Source organism: Nereida sp. (assembly GCF_965655635.1).
Classification (GTDB): Bacteria; Pseudomonadota; Alphaproteobacteria; order Rhodobacterales; family Rhodobacteraceae; genus Nereida.
The window spans coordinates 115956-131116 of record NZ_CBFHHE010000001.1; the positions used below are offsets into that span (position 1 = coordinate 115956).

Here is a 15161-nt window from a genome sequence, read left to right on the forward strand (position 1 = left end):
AAACGAGACGCACTTCCCCCGCTGCCCACGGCGTGTCATAGTGCGGCCAAACACGTATAAAAAGAAGCAGTACCATGGCCAATGATCTTCTGTCCGGCGCCCAAGCCGATGACTACAACGCAGACAGCATCGAAGTGCTCGAAGGCCTCGAGCCTGTTCGCAAACGCCCGGGTATGTATATCGGCGGGACGGACGAGCGCGCCTTGCACCACATGGTCGCCGAAGTGCTCGACAACTCTATGGACGAGGCCGTTGCAGGCCATGCAAACCGCATCGAGGTCGAACTGAACGCTGATTACAGCGTGACCATCCGTGACAACGGTCGCGGCATCCCAATTGATCCGCACCCAAAGTTTCCAGACAAATCCGCGCTTGAGGTTATTTTGTGCACGCTTCACGCAGGCGGCAAATTTTCTGGCAAGGCCTATCAAACATCAGGCGGTCTGCACGGTGTGGGGGCGTCCGTTGTCAACGCGCTGTCTGACAGCATGGTCGTGCAAGTAGCGCGCAACAAAAAACTCTACGAGCAAAGCTTTTCACGCGGTGTACCGTTGGGTGGTGTCGAAAAAATCGGAGCCGCCCCCAACCGGCGCGGCACTACTGTGACGTTTCACGCGGACGAGCAGATCTTTGGCTCGCACCGCTTTAAGCCTGCGCGGATGTTCAAATCGATCCGCTCTAAGGCATATCTGTTCTCGGGCGTTGAGATCCGTTGGAAATCGGCAATTGATGACGGCGAAACACCCACAGAGGCCACCTTCCATTTCCCCGGCGGCCTTGCAGACTATTTGGGCGAGACCCTCTCGGGGCTATCAACTTATGCCGAGCGGCCCTTTGCAGGCACAGTTGATTTCCAAGAGAAGTTCAACACGCCAGGCAAAGTTGAGTGGGCCATCAACTGGACGCCCTCGCGCGATGGTTTCATCCAGTCCTATTGTAATACCGTGCCCACCCCCGAAGGCGGCACCCACGAAGCAGGCTTTTGGGCGGCAATCTTGAAAGGCATTCGTGCCTACGGCGAATTGGCCAACAACAAAAAAGCCGCCTCCATCACCCGTGATGATCTGACAACCGGCGGCTCTGCGCTTGTGTCGTGCTTCATCCGCGAGCCAGAATTCGTCGGACAAACAAAGGACCGCCTCGCCACTGTTGAGGCGCAACGGTTGGTAGAAAACGCCATACGCGATCACTTTGATACATGGCTTGCCGCAGACACCAAATCCGCGGGCGCGATTTTGGATTTCCTCGTCCTGCGTGCCGAGGAACGTTTGCGCCGACGCCAAGAGAAAGAGACAGCGCGAAAGTCAGCCACCAAAAAACTGCGCCTACCGGGCAAACTGGTGGATTGCTCTGCGACAAACCGCGAAGGCACGGAACTTTTCATCGTTGAGGGTGACAGCGCGGGTGGGTCAGCCAAAATGGCCCGAGACCGCAAAACCCAAGCACTGTTGCCACTGCGCGGTAAAATCCTGAACGTGCTTGGCGCGGCGTCCTCTAAACTTGGCAGCAACGCCGAAATTTCTGATTTGACCCAAGCGCTTGGTGTCGGTCTTGGGACCAAATTCAACGTCGATGATCTGCGCTACGACAAGATTATCATCATGACCGACGCGGACGTAGACGGCGCACACATTGCCGCGTTGCTGATGACGTTCTTCTTCACACAAATGCGCCCGATGATTGACACAGGCCACCTCTATCTGGCCTGCCCACCGCTTTTCCGACTTACCCAAGGGGCCAAGCGTGTCTATTGCCTTGATGAAGCTGAGCGCGACGCATGGCTCGAAAAAGGTCTGGGCGGCAAAGGCAAAATCGATGTCTCGCGCTTCAAAGGCTTGGGTGAAATGGACGCCAAAGACCTTAAAGACACCACGATGAACCCAATGACCCGCAAGCTAATCCGCGTCACGATTGACGAGGATGTGGCCGGTGAAACTGGTGATCTGGTTGAGCGCTTGATGGGTAAAAAACCAGAAAAACGATTTGAATACATTCAGGAAAACGCCCAGTTCGTTGAAGAGCTGGACGTTTAACCAAGGGCGCTGTTACACGCCTTTGGCCAACTCCTGAACCCGTGTCCATAGGGCTGCAGGGACCTCGACGCGGCTCATCACGTTGCGTTTTTTGCCCGGCACACGCGCACCTTCGTCGGCGGCAATTGCGTCACTGACTCGTGCGATGCGCGCTGCAAATTCAGGTGCGCCGCTTGGGTCAATCATCAAGTAATACTGCCCTAAATCATGTGGGCTGCCTTCAGCTTTTTTCAGCCCGCCTACATCAAGCGAGTTGACGGAGCCGGTCATGCCAGCGGCCAAGATCTCGACCATCAGACCAAGCCCCCAGCCCTTGTAGCCGCCAGCCGACACCAGCGAGCCTGCCAACGCAGCCTCTGGGTCAGTCGTTGGATTGCCCTGTGCATCAACCGCCCAGCCAAGCGGGATCGGCTGACCTGCAGCTTTAGCCATCGCGATCTTGCCCAAAGCCACAGCACTGGTCGAAAAGTCAAAATGCATCGCCATGCCGCCAACCCCGTCCGGCACTGAAAGTGCAATCGGGTTCGTACCGATCACTGGTGTTTTGCCACCCGGAGCCGCAACAACAGGCGAAGCATTCGTCATCCCGATACAAATCACACCCTTCGCGGTGGCTTGTTCGGTAAAATACCCAAGCGACGTGCAAGTATGCGTATGCCCCACAGCCAAACTGGCCACGCCATTTTCTTTGGCTGCAGCGACAGCCGTTTCAAGCCCTGCGGCAAAGGCAGGCTGTGCAAAACCAAAGCCACCATCGACGTAAATTGCACTAGGTTTTTGACGCTCCACACGTGGCTCAACAGACCCGTTTACACGCCCACTTTTTAATTGAATGCAGTAGCTTTCCAAATACGCCAGACCACATATTACATTGCCAAGGCTCTCGGAGCGCGCCGTCGCATCCGCCACATGGTGGGCTACGCTTTGCGTCGCGCCATAAGCCACCAGTGCTTCTTTCGCCGCTTGATAAATATCATTGATCGACTGGGGTGTTGTGGTCATCTGGCGAAATCCTTGCACGCTGTTGGGAAGTGATTTTGTTCTTTGGCCGCAGGTTTACCCCCTAATCCCAAAATGGCAATGCCACCGCACATGCCATCTGATGTGGCTGGTCTTGAACGTTAGTTTCAGGCAGTGCGAAGCGCGCCTGCATCGAGCCTGATTTGGCGGTCCATTTTCGCGGCCAATTCAAGATTATGGGTCGCAATCAAGGCCGATAACCCCGTCTCGCGCACCAAGTCCAACAGCGTTGAAAACACCCGTTCAGAGGTTTCAGGATCAAGGTTGCCGGTGGGTTCATCGGCCAACAGTAACTTAGGCTGATTGGCCAACGCACGGCAGAACGCAACGCGCTGTTGCTCACCACCTGACAGTTCTGCGGGGCGGTGATCTGCGCGGTGCGCAACCCCAACACGCCCTAGCAGCGCCAGACTGCGCGCATCAGCCACCCGCCGCGGGGTACCGGCTGCAAGTTGTGGCAAGGTCACGTTTTCGGTCGCCGAAAACTCGGGTAACAAATGATGGAACTGGTAAATGAACCCCACGTCATCGCGGCGCGCAGATGTGCGCGCACGGTCATTAAGCCGTGTCATCTCGCGCCCCGCCAGCAAAACATCTCCGCTTGTGGGCGTATCGAGCAGCCCCGCGATATGCAGTAACGTCGACTTGCCTGCACCCGACGGTGCCACAAGGGCCACCACCTCGCCGGCCGAAATAGACAGATCAATACCGCGCAGCACATCAATCTGCTTCGGCTGACCCGCATTATAGGTCTTGGCTACGCCCTTAAGTTCCAGCACAGGATCATTCATAACGCAGCGCCTCAACGGGGTTCATGCGCGCTGCTTTACGCGCAGGAAAAATTGTCGCCGTGAATGACAGAAGCAGTGACAAACCGATAGCTGACAAGACGTCTTCAAGCTCTAGTTTGGCGGGCAATTGATAAATTCCACGGATCGATGGATCCCACACACCACCGCCAGCAACCGTGTTCACAAACCCAAAAATCGGATCAATATAGAGCGCAAATAAACACCCTAAGATCACCCCAAGCGCCGTAGCGATAGCGCCCGTAAACGCGCCGCAGATAAAGAAGACCCGCAAAACTGCACCTTCTGTCAGGCCCATCGTGCGCAAAATACCAATATCGCGGCCTTTATTTTTCACCAACATAATCAAGCCACTGACAATGTTCATGGCTGCAATCAACACAAGGATAGACAGGATGATAAACATCACGTTGTCTTCGATATCAAGCGCCTGAAGGAACGACCCACTTGCGTCTTTCCACGTCCACAGCATCGCGCGATCCCCGCCAGCCGTCATCAATGAGCCCGCAAACCGCTCAATCTGTTCGGGCGTATCCACCATTACTTCAATTTCATCCGCAACGCCTTCACGGTTGAAAAATTCCTGCGCTTGGGCAAACGGCATATAGACGCGGGTTTGGTCAATGTCATAGCGACCGGCGCTAAAGATATAGACCACTTCAAACGCGCCAACCCGTGGTTTCGTGCCGAAGGGCGTGCGTGCGCCATTGGGCGAGATGATTTTGATCTTGTCACCGACGCCCAGACCCAATTCACGCGCAACACCTGAGCCAACGGCCACACCTTGCTCAAAATCCGAAATCGCACCGATGCTCTGTTCGGGCGCGGCGATGCGCGGGATGGTCAGCAGGTCAGGCAGACTGATGCCGTAAACCTGAACGCCTGTGTTGCGATCTGCCTGATTGGCCATGACATTGCCACGAATGAGCGGCGCCGCACGGGTTACACCATCGATCTGGCGCAAGCGATCGGCCACCGCGTCATAATCCTCGATCACACGGCTGGCACCACCGTTCGGTGTGATTTCAGACGATTGATAGACAGTCACATGGGCGTTCGCACCAAGAATCGTATCAACAAACTCCGCCCGAAAACCTGCGCGTACTGCCAATGTCGCAATAAGCGCAAATACGGCTAGGGTGATCCCGATCAGCGAAATCCATGTCATCACAGAGACGCCACCCTCCGCCCGTTTGGCGCGCAAATAACGCCAAGCGATTATCCATTCAAATGCCGCAAAGGGTTTGGGCATGAAGATCGACCCCTGTATTAATTACTCAAAATGTGTCGACGCGCTTAATATCACAAAGCGCGCCAACTTGGGATTTAAGACGCCGCCTTGCCATAGATTTGTGCAATCTTCAAAAGCGCCTGCTCCGGTGACAGCTCCTCACTTTCGCCGGCACGGCGCGATGTCAGCTCAACAACACCGTTCTTCAAGCCGCGTGGCCCGACGGTAATGCGCCATGGCAAACCTATCAGATCCATCGTGGCAAACTTACCGCCTGCCCGTTCGTTGCGGTCATCATAAAGTGGCTCAAGCCCCAACGCGACCATGCTATCATAGAGCGCCTCACAGGCCGCATCGGCCTCGGCATCACCAGTCTTGAGGTTGACGATGCCACAGTGGAACGGCGTTACACCTTCGGGCCAGATAATACCGTTATCATCATGCGAGGCCTCAATAATTGCGCCCAACAGACGCGAAACACCAATGCCGTGGCTGCCCATGTGCACAGGTACTTTTTGCTGTTGATCGTTCACAACAGTGGCGCCCATGGCTTCGGAGTATTTGGTGCCAAAGTAGAAAATCTGACCCACTTCAATACCACGCGCAGTACGCTGACGATCAGCTGGGACTTGAGCAAACAACTCCGCATCGTGGGTTTCATCCGTGCGCGCATAGCGTGATGTGAACTCATCCAGTACCCCAGCACAAGCCGCAACATCATCAAAATCAATCGCGCGGTCGCCAAACGTAAGGTCCGTGATCTCACTGTCATAGAACACTTCGGACTCGCCTGTTTCAGCCAGTACCAAAAACTCATGCGTGTAATCGCCACCAATCGGGCCACCGTCCGCACGCATCGGGATCGCTTGTAGCCCCATCCGTTCGTAACTGCGCAGATATGTCACCAAGTGGCGGTTGTAGGCGTGAAGCGCGTCTTCTTTGCTCAAATCAAACGTGTAGCCATCTTTCATCAAGAACTCACGGCCTCGCATAACACCAAAACGCGGACGACGTTCATCGCGGAATTTCCACTGGATTTGATAAAGGGTCAGCGGCAGATCTTTGTAGCTGCCCACGTGAGCGCGGAATATATCGGTGATTTGTTCTTCGTTGGTAGGGCCGTACAGCATGTCATGACCGTGGCGATCTGAAATGCGCAACATCTCCTCTCCGTAGTCGTCATAACGCCCACTTTCCCGCCATAAATCAGCCGATTGCAGCGTTGGCATCAAAACTGGAATATGCCCAGCGCGCTGCTGTTCTTCGTGCACGATGGTCTCGATATTGCGCAAAACTTTCAGACCCATCGGCAACCACGAATAAATCCCCGCAGAAGCCTGTTTGATCATCCCCGCCCGCAACATCAAACGGTGCGACACGATTGACGCCTCAGAGGGGTTTTCCTTCAGGACGGGCAGGAAATAGAGGGACATACGCATGTGTTTGGGGCCTTTGTGTGTTGAATTAAAGCAGGTCTAGGCAATGTGGCCAGCGTTGGCAATCAACGATTATTAGTGGCCAGTAAGGCTTAGCAGCAAATGGCTGTGGAAACTCATTGTGATCCATTCTCCTTGCCCGCCGTAAACTAAATACAACAGGTACCGCGTGGTTTGGTTGCCGTTGGTATATTTTATGGGAGTTAAAGAGTATGGACCGTTTTCTAAAAGCCGCCGCAGCAGGTGCAGTTGCCGCAACAATGGCAACAGTAGCCTCCGCACAGTCAATCGTTGATATCGCCGTTGGCGATGAACGGTTCTCAACCCTTGTGGCCGCTGTTTCCGCGGCAGGCTTGGTCGACACACTGTCCGGACCTGGTCCTTTCACCGTTTTCGCACCCGTAAATGATGCGTTTGCGGCCCTACCAGAAGGCACAATTGAGACGCTTTTGCTGCCCGAAAACAAGGGTGATTTGACGAATGTGCTGCTCTATCATGTGGATGATCGCAACCTGACCGCCGAGCAAATCCCTGCTGGTTCAAACTACTTCAAGCCGATTTTGGCAAGCGAGAGGATGTGCATCACCAAAGGTGCGGGCGGCGTCAGCATTGCAGATGGGACAGGTGAAAGCGCAAATGTCATCATCGCCAACATCAAAGCAGACAATGGTGTGATCCACGTGATCGACAAAGTGTTGCTGCCCGGGACACGGCCCGCTTGCCACTAATCAAACAACGGTAAACTGAAAAAGCTCCGTCGGTGCAAACTGGCGGGGCTTTATTTATGTTGTGGGCGGCTTTCGGTTGTTCGACAATGGTGCAAACTACGAAACAGAGGATGGGACAAAGCTATGAACGGTAAACGCATATTGATCACCGGCGCGTCACGCGGCATTGGCGAAGCGGCCGCGCGGGTTTTGGCCGAACGCGGTGCGAAGGTTGCGGTTCTTGCGCGGAACGGCGCTGCCCTTGAAGCCCTTGCCGCAGACATAGGTGGCATCGCAATTACCGCAGACGTTAGCGATTTCGCCTCAATGGAAAAAGCCGTGGCGAAAGTGGTTGCTGAGTGGGGCGGCTTGGATGTTTTGGTCAATAACGCAGGCCTGATCGACCCGATTGCGCGCATTGAAGACAGCGACCCTGCCGCTTGGGGGCAGATCGTCGATGTGAACCTTAAGGGCGTCTATTATGGTATCCGCGCGGCGCTTCCCGCAATGGACCAAGGCACGATCATCAATATTTCCTCAGGTGCAGCGACGGGCGCGCTGGAAGGGTGGTCACACTACTGCGCCACTAAAGCCGCAGTGCTGAGCCTGACCAAATGTACGCATCTGGAAAACGCATCCCGCGGAATTGTCTGTGTAGGCCTTAGCCCCGGAACAGTCGCCACGGACATGCAGCGCGACATCGCCAAAAGTGGCATCAACGCCGTCAGCCAAATGTCATGGGACGCACATATCCCTGCTGAATGGGTCGGCAAAGCGATCGCATACTTATGCGGGCCGGACGGTGCGAAATACGCAGGCACAGACTTCAGCATCAAAACCCCAGAGGGCCGCGCAGCCGTCGGATTGCCAGCACCGTCTTAACAGGCGATATTGCTTGAAACCGCTCGTGCAAGACGCGATGTAGGTCCAAAGGAGACGGCAATGGCCCTGCCCATCGAACAACAAGCAAAGTACTGGGGAATTGCAGCGGCGGTTGTCTTTGCGATCCTGTGGTTTTTGGGCGACGTAATCCTGCCCTTCGTGCTTGGCAGCGCGATCGCCTACTGCCTTGATCCCCTCGCGGACCGGCTGGAAAAATTAGGCGTGAGCCGCGTTCTGGCGACCGTAACCATCACCATCGTCGCGATCTTGATCTTCTGTCTCTCCTTCTTATTGATAATACCGTCGTTGCTTGAACAAGCAGGCCTGTTGGTGAACACCGCGCCTGACGTGTTCGAGCGCCTGCGCGTGGCATTGACCGAACGCTTCCCATCGTTGATTGACGACCAATCCGTGATGCGCAAACAACTCTCAAGCATCGGCGAAGCAATCCAAGCCAAGGGCGGCGCATTGGTCGAAGGGCTTTTGACCAGCGCAAAGGGTCTGATCAATATTTTGGTCCTGCTCGTATTGGTGCCTGTGGTTGCATTCTATCTGCTGCTCGATTGGGACAACATGACCGCCCGCGTCGATGAGCTTTTGCCCCGTGACCACGCCCCTACGATCCGCCGACTTGCCGGTGATATTGACGCGACCTTGGCAAGCTTCATTCGCGGCATGGGCACGGTGTGTTTGGTCTTGGGAGCATATTACGCCGTGGCCCTTATGACCGTGGGGCTGCAATTTGGTCTGATCGTTGGTTTCATCGCAGGGCTTGTGACGTTTATTCCCTATGTGGGCGCGTTGGTGGGCGGCATTCTGGCGATCGGGTTGGCCCTTTTCCAATTCTGGGGCGGCACACAAATGATCGACGGCACAAGCGTTGAGGTAGCAACCGACTGGTTCCGTATCGGCGCTGTGGGAGTGATCTTCGTTATCGGTCAGGTGGTTGAAGGCAACGTACTTACCCCAAAACTCGTCGGCAAGTCCGTAGGTCTACATCCCGTCTGGCTTATTTTTGCACTGTCGGTTTTTGGGTCAATATTCGGCTTTGTCGGCATGCTTGTCGCGGTACCATTAGCCGCAATGATCGGCGTTTTGGTACGCTTTGGCTTTGAGCAATACACTGATGGCCGGCTATATCGCGGCCTTGATAAGCAGGACTAACCACTTTTAATGCCACAACAGCTAAGCTTTGATCTGCCGTCCCGCACGGCGCTTGGACGCGATGACTTTTTCATAAGCGAGGCCAATGCGCTAGCCGTTGCCCAAGTAGAACAAGACGATCTGTGGCCAAACGGCAAGCTTGTCCTTAGTGGACCAAAAGGTGCGGGCAAAACCCACTTATCCCACGTGTGGGCCAGCCAGTCAGGCGCCAAGATCATAGATGCCGCCAGCCTTGAGATGCCCGAAGAAAATGCTGTTGTCGTTGAAGACGTGCACACTATTGCGGGCCACCGTGACGCCGAAGAGATGCTGTTTCACATCCATAACGCGGTTTTGGGCCGTGGGGGACGGCTTCTTTTTACAGGGATCGGCGCGCCAAACCACTGGCCCATCGCACTTGCGGATTTGGCCAGCCGTCTGCAGGGCACGGCACTCGTACAAATAGATGAGCCGGACGACATGTTGCTGATGGCGGTCTTGGTTAAGGGCTTTGCCGACCGACAGTTGCAACCCACACCTGCCGTGCTGACCTACCTTTTGCGCCATTCCGAGCGTAGCTTTGCCCACGCCCACCAGATCGTCGCCGCTATGGATAAACGCGCCTTGTCAGAGCGCCGAACGATCAACCGTGATTTGGCACGGGATGTTTTGGCTGACCTTGCACACTAAATCGCGCTGCACGTAACCAAAGTGGCAATCGTTACTTCGGTGTTACAAATATCCATGTATAACTATGCCATGACTCACGCAAATTTCCTTGATCACCCTTTTCCTGCGCCCATCGAAATCGACGCAAACACAAGCGGACCGGACCGTTTTTTTAACCGCGAAGCCTCGTGGTTGGCATTCAACTGGCGGGTACTTGAGGAAGCGGCAAACCCCAAAGTCCCACTGCTTGAGCGGCTTAGGTTTGTGTCCATTTCAGCAACTAACTTGGACGAATTTTATACCGTGCGAGTGGCCGGACTGCGCGAGCTTGATGATGCAGGCAATCTGACGCCCGCCGCGGACGGGCTAACGCCCGCACAACAGCTGGCCATGATCAACACCAATGCTGGTGCTTTGATGGCCAAACAACAAGACGTGTTCAGTGTGCTGCGCGATCAAATGGAACACGAAGGCATCACCATTCTTGAGCGTGATGAGCTGACCCCTTCTGATCTGGAATTTTTGAACGAGCATTTTCTCAGTCAGGTTTTTCCGGTCCTGTCACCGCTGGCCATTGATCCAGCCCACCCGTTTCCATTTATCCCAAATGCCGGTCTGTCACTTGCCCTGCAACTTGAGCGCCGCCGCGATAAAGAACCCCTGCAAGCCCTGTTGCCGATCCCCGCGCAGATTGACCGTTTTGTCCGCATGCCCGGTGATGCTGTGCGTTTCCTGCCTGTCGAAGACCTTATGCTGCTGCGTCTTGATACGATCTTTCCCGGCTATGCAACTGTTGGGCAATGCCTGTTTCGCATTTTGCGCGACAGTGATTTGGAAGTTGAAGAAGAAGCAGAAGACCTTGTGCGCGAATTTGAAACCGCGCTGAAACGCCGCCGCCGTGGTGAGGTTATCCGAGTTGAATTGTCTACCGGCGCACCCGCGGCACTGCGCAAGATGCTGATGCACAACCTTGATGTCGAAGACAGTGAGATCGTTGACGTATCAGGGGTTGTTGGCGTTGCAGACCTGTCAGCGCTGATCATCAAAGACCGAAGCGACTTGATGTGGCCTGGGTTCAAGCCACGCGTGCCTGAACGGGTTATGGACCACGACGCTGATATGTTTGCGGCCATCCGCCAAAAAGACATGCTGCTGCACCACCCCTATGAGACTTTCGATATGGTGGTCAGGTTTGTTCAGCAGGCCGCCCGTGACCCCAATGTGTTGGCCATCAAGCAAACGCTTTATCGGACGTCCAAGAATTCCCCGATCGTGTCAGCACTTTGCGAAGCGGCAGAGGACGGCAAATCCGTCACCGCACTGGTGGAACTAAAAGCGCGATTTGATGAGGCTGCCAACATTCGCCAATCGCGCCGCCTTGAGCGCGCGGGCGCTCATGTTGTTTACGGCTTTATGACCCTTAAGACCCACGCCAAGATCAGCACTGTCGTTCGTCGCGAAGGTGACCAACTGGTCACATACACCCACTACGGCACTGGGAATTATCACCCTGATACAGCCCGTATTTACACTGATGTATCGCTCTTTACGTGCGATCCCGCCCTGGGGCGTGATGCCACCAAAGTGTTCAATTTCCTCTCGGGCTATGCAGAGCCCGAAGTTCTGGAAAACCTATCGATCAGCCCTATGACCCTGAAATCAACACTGCTTGAGCGGATCGAGGAAGAGGCAAAACACGCCCGCGAAGGCCGCCCTGCCGCCATTTGGGCCAAAATGAACAGCCTGATCGAGGCAAATGTGATCGACGCGCTTTATGCCGCCAGCCAAGCCGGTGTGCAAATCAGCCTCGTGGTGCGCGGTATTTGTGGACTGAAGCCCGGTATCAAAGGGCTGTCAGAAAATATTCGTGTCAAGTCAATCGTCGGACGCTTCTTGGAGCACAGCCGCATTGTATGTTTCGGCAATGGCAAAGGCCTGCCCAGCAAAAAAGCACGGGTCTACATCAGCTCCGCAGATTGGATGGGGCGGAACCTTAACCGACGCGTCGAGACTTTAGTTGAGATCAAAAACCCCACCGTCAAAGCACAGATTGTCAGCCAAGTGATGGCGGCTAATTTGGCTGACGTTGCGCAAAGCTGGGTGATGGACGGCAACGGCAACTGGACCCGCCCCGACATCCCTGAAGACAGCTTTGCGTTTAATTGTCACCGTTTCTTTATGGAAAACCCGTCGCTTTCTGGGCGGGGCTCCGCAGGTGCAGCAGACGTGCCCAAATTAACCCACACCGAAGACTAACGTCGCGGCGCTGTTTCTAGGATTGTGCGCCAAGACCAAAATCGGCCATACAAGGGGCGCAAGTGGCCAAAGACGGATGCGCAATGACCAAAACCAGCACCCCCAAAAGCGCTCCGCGTCAAGACAGTATTGGCGATGACATTTCCGAATGGGGCCCTTTCGGCAGGCCCCTTTTCCAAGAGACGTCGGCGCGTGCTTTGTCACGGGTTGGTGTGATTGATGTTGGCTCAAACTCAGTTCGTTTGGTCATTTTTGATGGCGCTGCACGGTCACCCGCCTATTTCTACAACGAAAAAATCATGTGCGGCTTGGGGGCGGGGCTTGCCGAAACAGGTCATCTAAATCCCGAAGGACGAACCCGTGCGCTGGCCGCTATTTTGCGCTTTGTAAAACTTGCCGAAGGCTTGGGGATCCCACCACTGACAGCCGTTGCCACGGCCGCCGTGCGCGAAGCCTCTGACGGGCTGGCCTTTCGAGACGAGGTCGAGGCGCAAACCGGCCTGAAGCTTTGGATCATCGACGGCAAAGAAGAGGCGCGCCTTTCAGCGCAAGGTGTATTGCTTGGCTGGCCCAAATCATATGGGCTGGTGTGCGACATCGGTGGCGCCTCGCTTGAGTTGGCCGAGTTGCGTGACGGACGGGTTGGTAAGCGCGAAACATCGCCTTTGGGTCCCCTCAAGCTGCGCGATATCAAAGGCGGCAAGAAAGGGCGCAAGGCCCACATCGAAGCGGTCATGGATGAGTTGCACGCAAAAATGGGCGACCAAAATCACCGTTTATTCTTAGTAGGCGGTTCGTGGCGGGCCATCGCACGCATTGATATGGAGCGCTTGGGCTATCCGCTGCACGTGCTGCACGAATACCGGATGACATCGAGATCCCTGCGTGCCACTACCCAATTTGTAGCTGGCCACGACCTTGAGGAGTTGCGCCAATTGTGCGGCATTTCGGGCAGCCGGATGGCGCTTGTGCCCTACGCCCTTGAGGTGCTCAAAGTGCTGACCAACCGTTTCAAGCCCAAAGACATCGCCATCTCAAGCTATGGGATCCGTGAAGGCATGCTGTATGAGCAGATGCCACAGCGCCTGCGCGAACGTGATCCATTGATCGAAGCCTGCCGCTTTGCAGAAGATAAAGACGCCCGCCTGCCCGGTTTTGGTCGCACGCTTTATGCCTTTATCAAACCGCTGTTTCGCGCCCTACCCGATGGACGCAAGCGTATGGTGAAAGCCGCCTGTCTGCTTCATGACGTCAGCTGGCGTGCCCACCCTGACTACCGCGCGGAGGTGTGTTTTGACACTGCAACACGCGCAAATCTTGGTGGTTTGAAGCACGCAGAGCGCGTCTATCTTGGCCTTGCCCTGCTCCACCGCTACCGCAACAACCGCGAAGGCACGCGCTTTGAGGAGCTGTCTTCCCTGCTCCCTGTTGAGGCCCAGCGCGAGGCTGAAATTCTGGGCAAAGCCATTCGTTTTGGCGCGATGCTTTGGATGCAAGCAGGCATGCCTATGGGCGAGCTGAAGTGGTATCCCAAGAAAAAGGTTCTAGAGCTGGTTCTATCAGCGGATGCGCAGCCCCTTTACGGGGAGGTCGCCGAAGCGCGCTTTATGTCTCTGTGCAGCAGCCTAGATGCTACGCCACAAGTGAACATGCGCCGCCGCCGCTAAATCTCGATCTGCCCGTCCGCTGAGGGTGCGTCCGAGTTCGGCGCCGCGTCATCTTTGCGGCGGATGATAATGTCCCCGTTCGGTAAAACCTCGGGCGCTTCATACCGTGTCGCGTCGTCGATCTTGTTTGCTAAATCACGCAACGCAGGGCCAAACTCTTCGATCAGCGCCTGCAAAGATGGCTCAAGAGCGTCCGACAGCTGATTCAAATCTTCCTTAAGCGGCTCTACTTCGTCTAACAGCCCCTCAAAGAACATCTCAAAACCGCGCTGCATCAACGATCGTTCGTCTTGCTCTGGCTGTTCTTGCGCCACGTCCTGTGCCGTAGCCGAAAGCGTCAAAGCAAAGGTTAGCGTTGCGACATAAAGAATACTTTTCATACCATTCACCTAAAATCGATTGTCCAAATTTGAAGTCCCAAAAGGCTCAGTGTACTTTTTGACCCGCAATTTCGTCCCAAGCAGCATTTACATCTATCAGACGTTTTTCAGCCATCCGCACAGCCTCTGCGGGCAAGCCGCGCGCAGCCAGACGGTCTGGATGGGTATCACGCACAAGGGAACGCCATGCGGTTCTGATTTCGCTCAAACGAGTGCTCGGCGTGACACCTAGAACATCATAGGGGTCTTTGTGCGCGCCTTCCACAAACCGCGCGCGAAGCTGTCGGAATTGTGCCTCAGACAGCCCCATAATGTTCGAGACTTCGTGCAAAAAATCATCCTCGTTGGGATGATAAACACCGTCCGCCAATGCGATATGGAACAGCCCCTCCATCAAATCGCAAATCACATGACTGTCGCGTTCAAACATCTTGGCTATTCGCGCAGCATAGATATCAAAGCCCGCAACGTCTTGACGGGCAAGGTTAAAAACCCGTGCAGCCTGATCTTCTTCTTGTGCGGGAATATGGAAAACTTCGCGAAAAGCAGTGACCTCGTCACGGGTAACATGCCCATCAGCTTTCGCCATTTTGGCCCCCAAAGCGATTACCGCAATGGTAAAACCAACAGTCCGCTCGGGCGGGGTGCGCAGCTTTTCAAATACGCTCGACAGGCCCTCACCCAAGGTGAGCGCAGACAACGCATCAGCTATTCGAGACCAAATCGACATACCGCCAAGTTACGCCTTTTTGAGACCTTTGTCAGTGCAAAGCGCCGTTCCAACACATGTAAATCAGACAGGCTTGCTACAACGGTGAAATTACGGTTAATTTCGGACGATTTCGCAGGTCAGATATCTTGAAAATCACCTGCTAAACACCATTTCAAAATCATGTGACAGCAAAAGCTGTTCCCCACAACAATAACC

The 15161-nt window shown here is 55.0% G+C and carries 13 protein-coding genes; 7 read left to right on the forward strand and 6 right to left on the reverse strand.

Annotation, left to right across the window (positions count from 1 at the left end):
• Window positions 1–74: 74 nt before the first annotated feature.
• Window positions 75–2033 (forward strand): DNA topoisomerase IV subunit B, encoded by a 1959-nt coding sequence (gene parE, locus ACTF5M_RS00620; RefSeq protein WP_438959183.1) that lies wholly within the window; start codon window positions 75–77, stop codon window positions 2031–2033.
• Between the two features lie 12 nt (window positions 2034–2045).
• Here the strand turns inward: parE and ACTF5M_RS00625 are convergent, their stop codons facing one another.
• The 4 genes from ACTF5M_RS00625 to proS all read right to left on the reverse strand — a co-directional run bounded on the left by ACTF5M_RS00625 (window position 2046) and on the right by proS (window position 6532).
• On the reverse strand, window positions 2046–3035 hold the full coding sequence (locus tag ACTF5M_RS00625; RefSeq protein ID WP_438959184.1) for an Ldh family oxidoreductase: 990 nt from the start codon (window positions 3033–3035) through the stop codon (window positions 2046–2048).
• Window positions 3036–3160: 125 nt separating this feature from the next.
• The gene (locus ACTF5M_RS00630; protein WP_438959185.1) at window positions 3161–3844 is read right to left on the reverse strand and encodes an ABC transporter ATP-binding protein; all 684 of its coding nucleotides are present in this window, start codon (window positions 3842–3844) and stop codon (window positions 3161–3163) included.
• Window positions 3837–5114: a lipoprotein-releasing ABC transporter permease subunit gene (locus ACTF5M_RS00635; protein WP_438959186.1), complete on the reverse strand. Its 1278-nt coding sequence runs from the start codon at window positions 5112–5114 to the stop codon at window positions 3837–3839. The genes ACTF5M_RS00630 and ACTF5M_RS00635 overlap by 8 nt, the downstream gene beginning before the upstream one ends.
• 74 nt (window positions 5115–5188) lie before the next feature.
• Window positions 5189–6532, reverse strand: coding sequence for a proline--tRNA ligase (gene proS, locus ACTF5M_RS00640; protein ID WP_438959187.1), 1344 nt, complete (start codon window positions 6530–6532; stop codon window positions 5189–5191).
• Between the two features lie 209 nt (window positions 6533–6741).
• Between proS and ACTF5M_RS00645 the strand changes: the two genes are divergently transcribed.
• From ACTF5M_RS00645 to ACTF5M_RS00670, 6 genes are all read left to right on the forward strand, one after another.
• Window positions 6742–7257: a fasciclin domain-containing protein gene (locus ACTF5M_RS00645; protein WP_438959188.1), complete on the forward strand. Its 516-nt coding sequence runs from the start codon at window positions 6742–6744 to the stop codon at window positions 7255–7257.
• A 123-nt stretch (window positions 7258–7380) separates the two neighbouring features.
• A complete protein-coding gene (locus ACTF5M_RS00650) occupies window positions 7381–8118 on the forward strand; it encodes an SDR family oxidoreductase (protein WP_438959189.1) in 738 nt (245 codons plus the stop codon).
• 60 nt (window positions 8119–8178) lie between these two features.
• A complete protein-coding gene (locus tag ACTF5M_RS00655; protein WP_438959190.1) occupies window positions 8179–9282 on the forward strand; it encodes an AI-2E family transporter in 1104 nt (367 codons plus the stop codon).
• A gap of 9 nt (window positions 9283–9291) precedes the next feature.
• Window positions 9292–9951 (forward strand): chromosomal replication initiator DnaA, encoded by a 660-nt coding sequence (locus ACTF5M_RS00660; protein WP_438959191.1) that lies wholly within the window; start codon window positions 9292–9294, stop codon window positions 9949–9951.
• A gap of 69 nt (window positions 9952–10020) precedes the next feature.
• Window positions 10021–12186 carry an RNA degradosome polyphosphate kinase gene (locus ACTF5M_RS00665; protein WP_438959211.1) on the forward strand — a complete coding sequence of 722 codons (2166 nt, stop codon included), beginning with the start codon at window positions 10021–10023 and terminating at the stop codon, window positions 12184–12186.
• 83 nt (window positions 12187–12269) lie between these two features.
• Window positions 12270–13853 (forward strand): Ppx/GppA family phosphatase, encoded by a 1584-nt coding sequence (locus ACTF5M_RS00670; RefSeq protein ID WP_438959192.1) that lies wholly within the window; start codon window positions 12270–12272, stop codon window positions 13851–13853.
• Here the strand turns inward: ACTF5M_RS00670 and ACTF5M_RS00675 are convergent.
• Entirely contained in the window at window positions 13850–14233 is a 384-nt protein-coding gene (locus ACTF5M_RS00675; protein WP_438959193.1) for a hypothetical protein, read from the reverse strand. The genes ACTF5M_RS00670 and ACTF5M_RS00675 overlap by 4 nt on opposite strands.
• A 46-nt stretch (window positions 14234–14279) precedes the next feature.
• Window positions 14280–14963 carry a TerB family tellurite resistance protein gene (locus tag ACTF5M_RS00680; protein WP_438959194.1) on the reverse strand — a complete coding sequence of 228 codons (684 nt, stop codon included), beginning with the start codon at window positions 14961–14963 and terminating at the stop codon, window positions 14280–14282.
• Between the last annotated feature and the right edge of the window lie 198 nt (window positions 14964–15161).

What these genes read in the sequence shown, in the direction of transcription:
- parE (WP_438959183.1), top strand. Translation starts at nt 75, where the DNA reads ATGGCCAATGATCTTCTGTCCGGCGCCCAAGCCGATGACTACAACGCA.
- ACTF5M_RS00625 (WP_438959184.1), bottom strand. Translation starts at nt 3,035, where the DNA reads ATGACCACAACACCCCAGTCGATCAATGATATTTATCAAGCGGCGAAA.
- ACTF5M_RS00630 (WP_438959185.1), bottom strand. Translation starts at nt 3,844, where the DNA reads ATGAATGATCCTGTGCTGGAACTTAAGGGCGTAGCCAAGACCTATAAT.
- ACTF5M_RS00635 (WP_438959186.1), bottom strand. Translation starts at nt 5,114, where the DNA reads ATGCCCAAACCCTTTGCGGCATTTGAATGGATAATCGCTTGGCGTTAT.
- proS (WP_438959187.1), bottom strand. Translation starts at nt 6,532, where the DNA reads ATGCGTATGTCCCTCTATTTCCTGCCCGTCCTGAAGGAAAACCCCTCT.
- ACTF5M_RS00645 (WP_438959188.1), top strand. Translation starts at nt 6,742, where the DNA reads ATGGACCGTTTTCTAAAAGCCGCCGCAGCAGGTGCAGTTGCCGCAACA.
- ACTF5M_RS00650 (WP_438959189.1), top strand. Translation starts at nt 7,381, where the DNA reads ATGAACGGTAAACGCATATTGATCACCGGCGCGTCACGCGGCATTGGC.
- ACTF5M_RS00655 (WP_438959190.1), top strand. Translation starts at nt 8,179, where the DNA reads ATGGCCCTGCCCATCGAACAACAAGCAAAGTACTGGGGAATTGCAGCG.
- ACTF5M_RS00660 (WP_438959191.1), top strand. Translation starts at nt 9,292, where the DNA reads ATGCCACAACAGCTAAGCTTTGATCTGCCGTCCCGCACGGCGCTTGGA.
- ACTF5M_RS00665 (WP_438959211.1), top strand. Translation starts at nt 10,021, where the DNA reads ATGACTCACGCAAATTTCCTTGATCACCCTTTTCCTGCGCCCATCGAA.
- ACTF5M_RS00670 (WP_438959192.1), top strand. Translation starts at nt 12,270, where the DNA reads ATGACCAAAACCAGCACCCCCAAAAGCGCTCCGCGTCAAGACAGTATT.
- ACTF5M_RS00675 (WP_438959193.1), bottom strand. Translation starts at nt 14,233, where the DNA reads ATGAAAAGTATTCTTTATGTCGCAACGCTAACCTTTGCTTTGACGCTT.
- ACTF5M_RS00680 (WP_438959194.1), bottom strand. Translation starts at nt 14,963, where the DNA reads ATGTCGATTTGGTCTCGAATAGCTGATGCGTTGTCTGCGCTCACCTTG.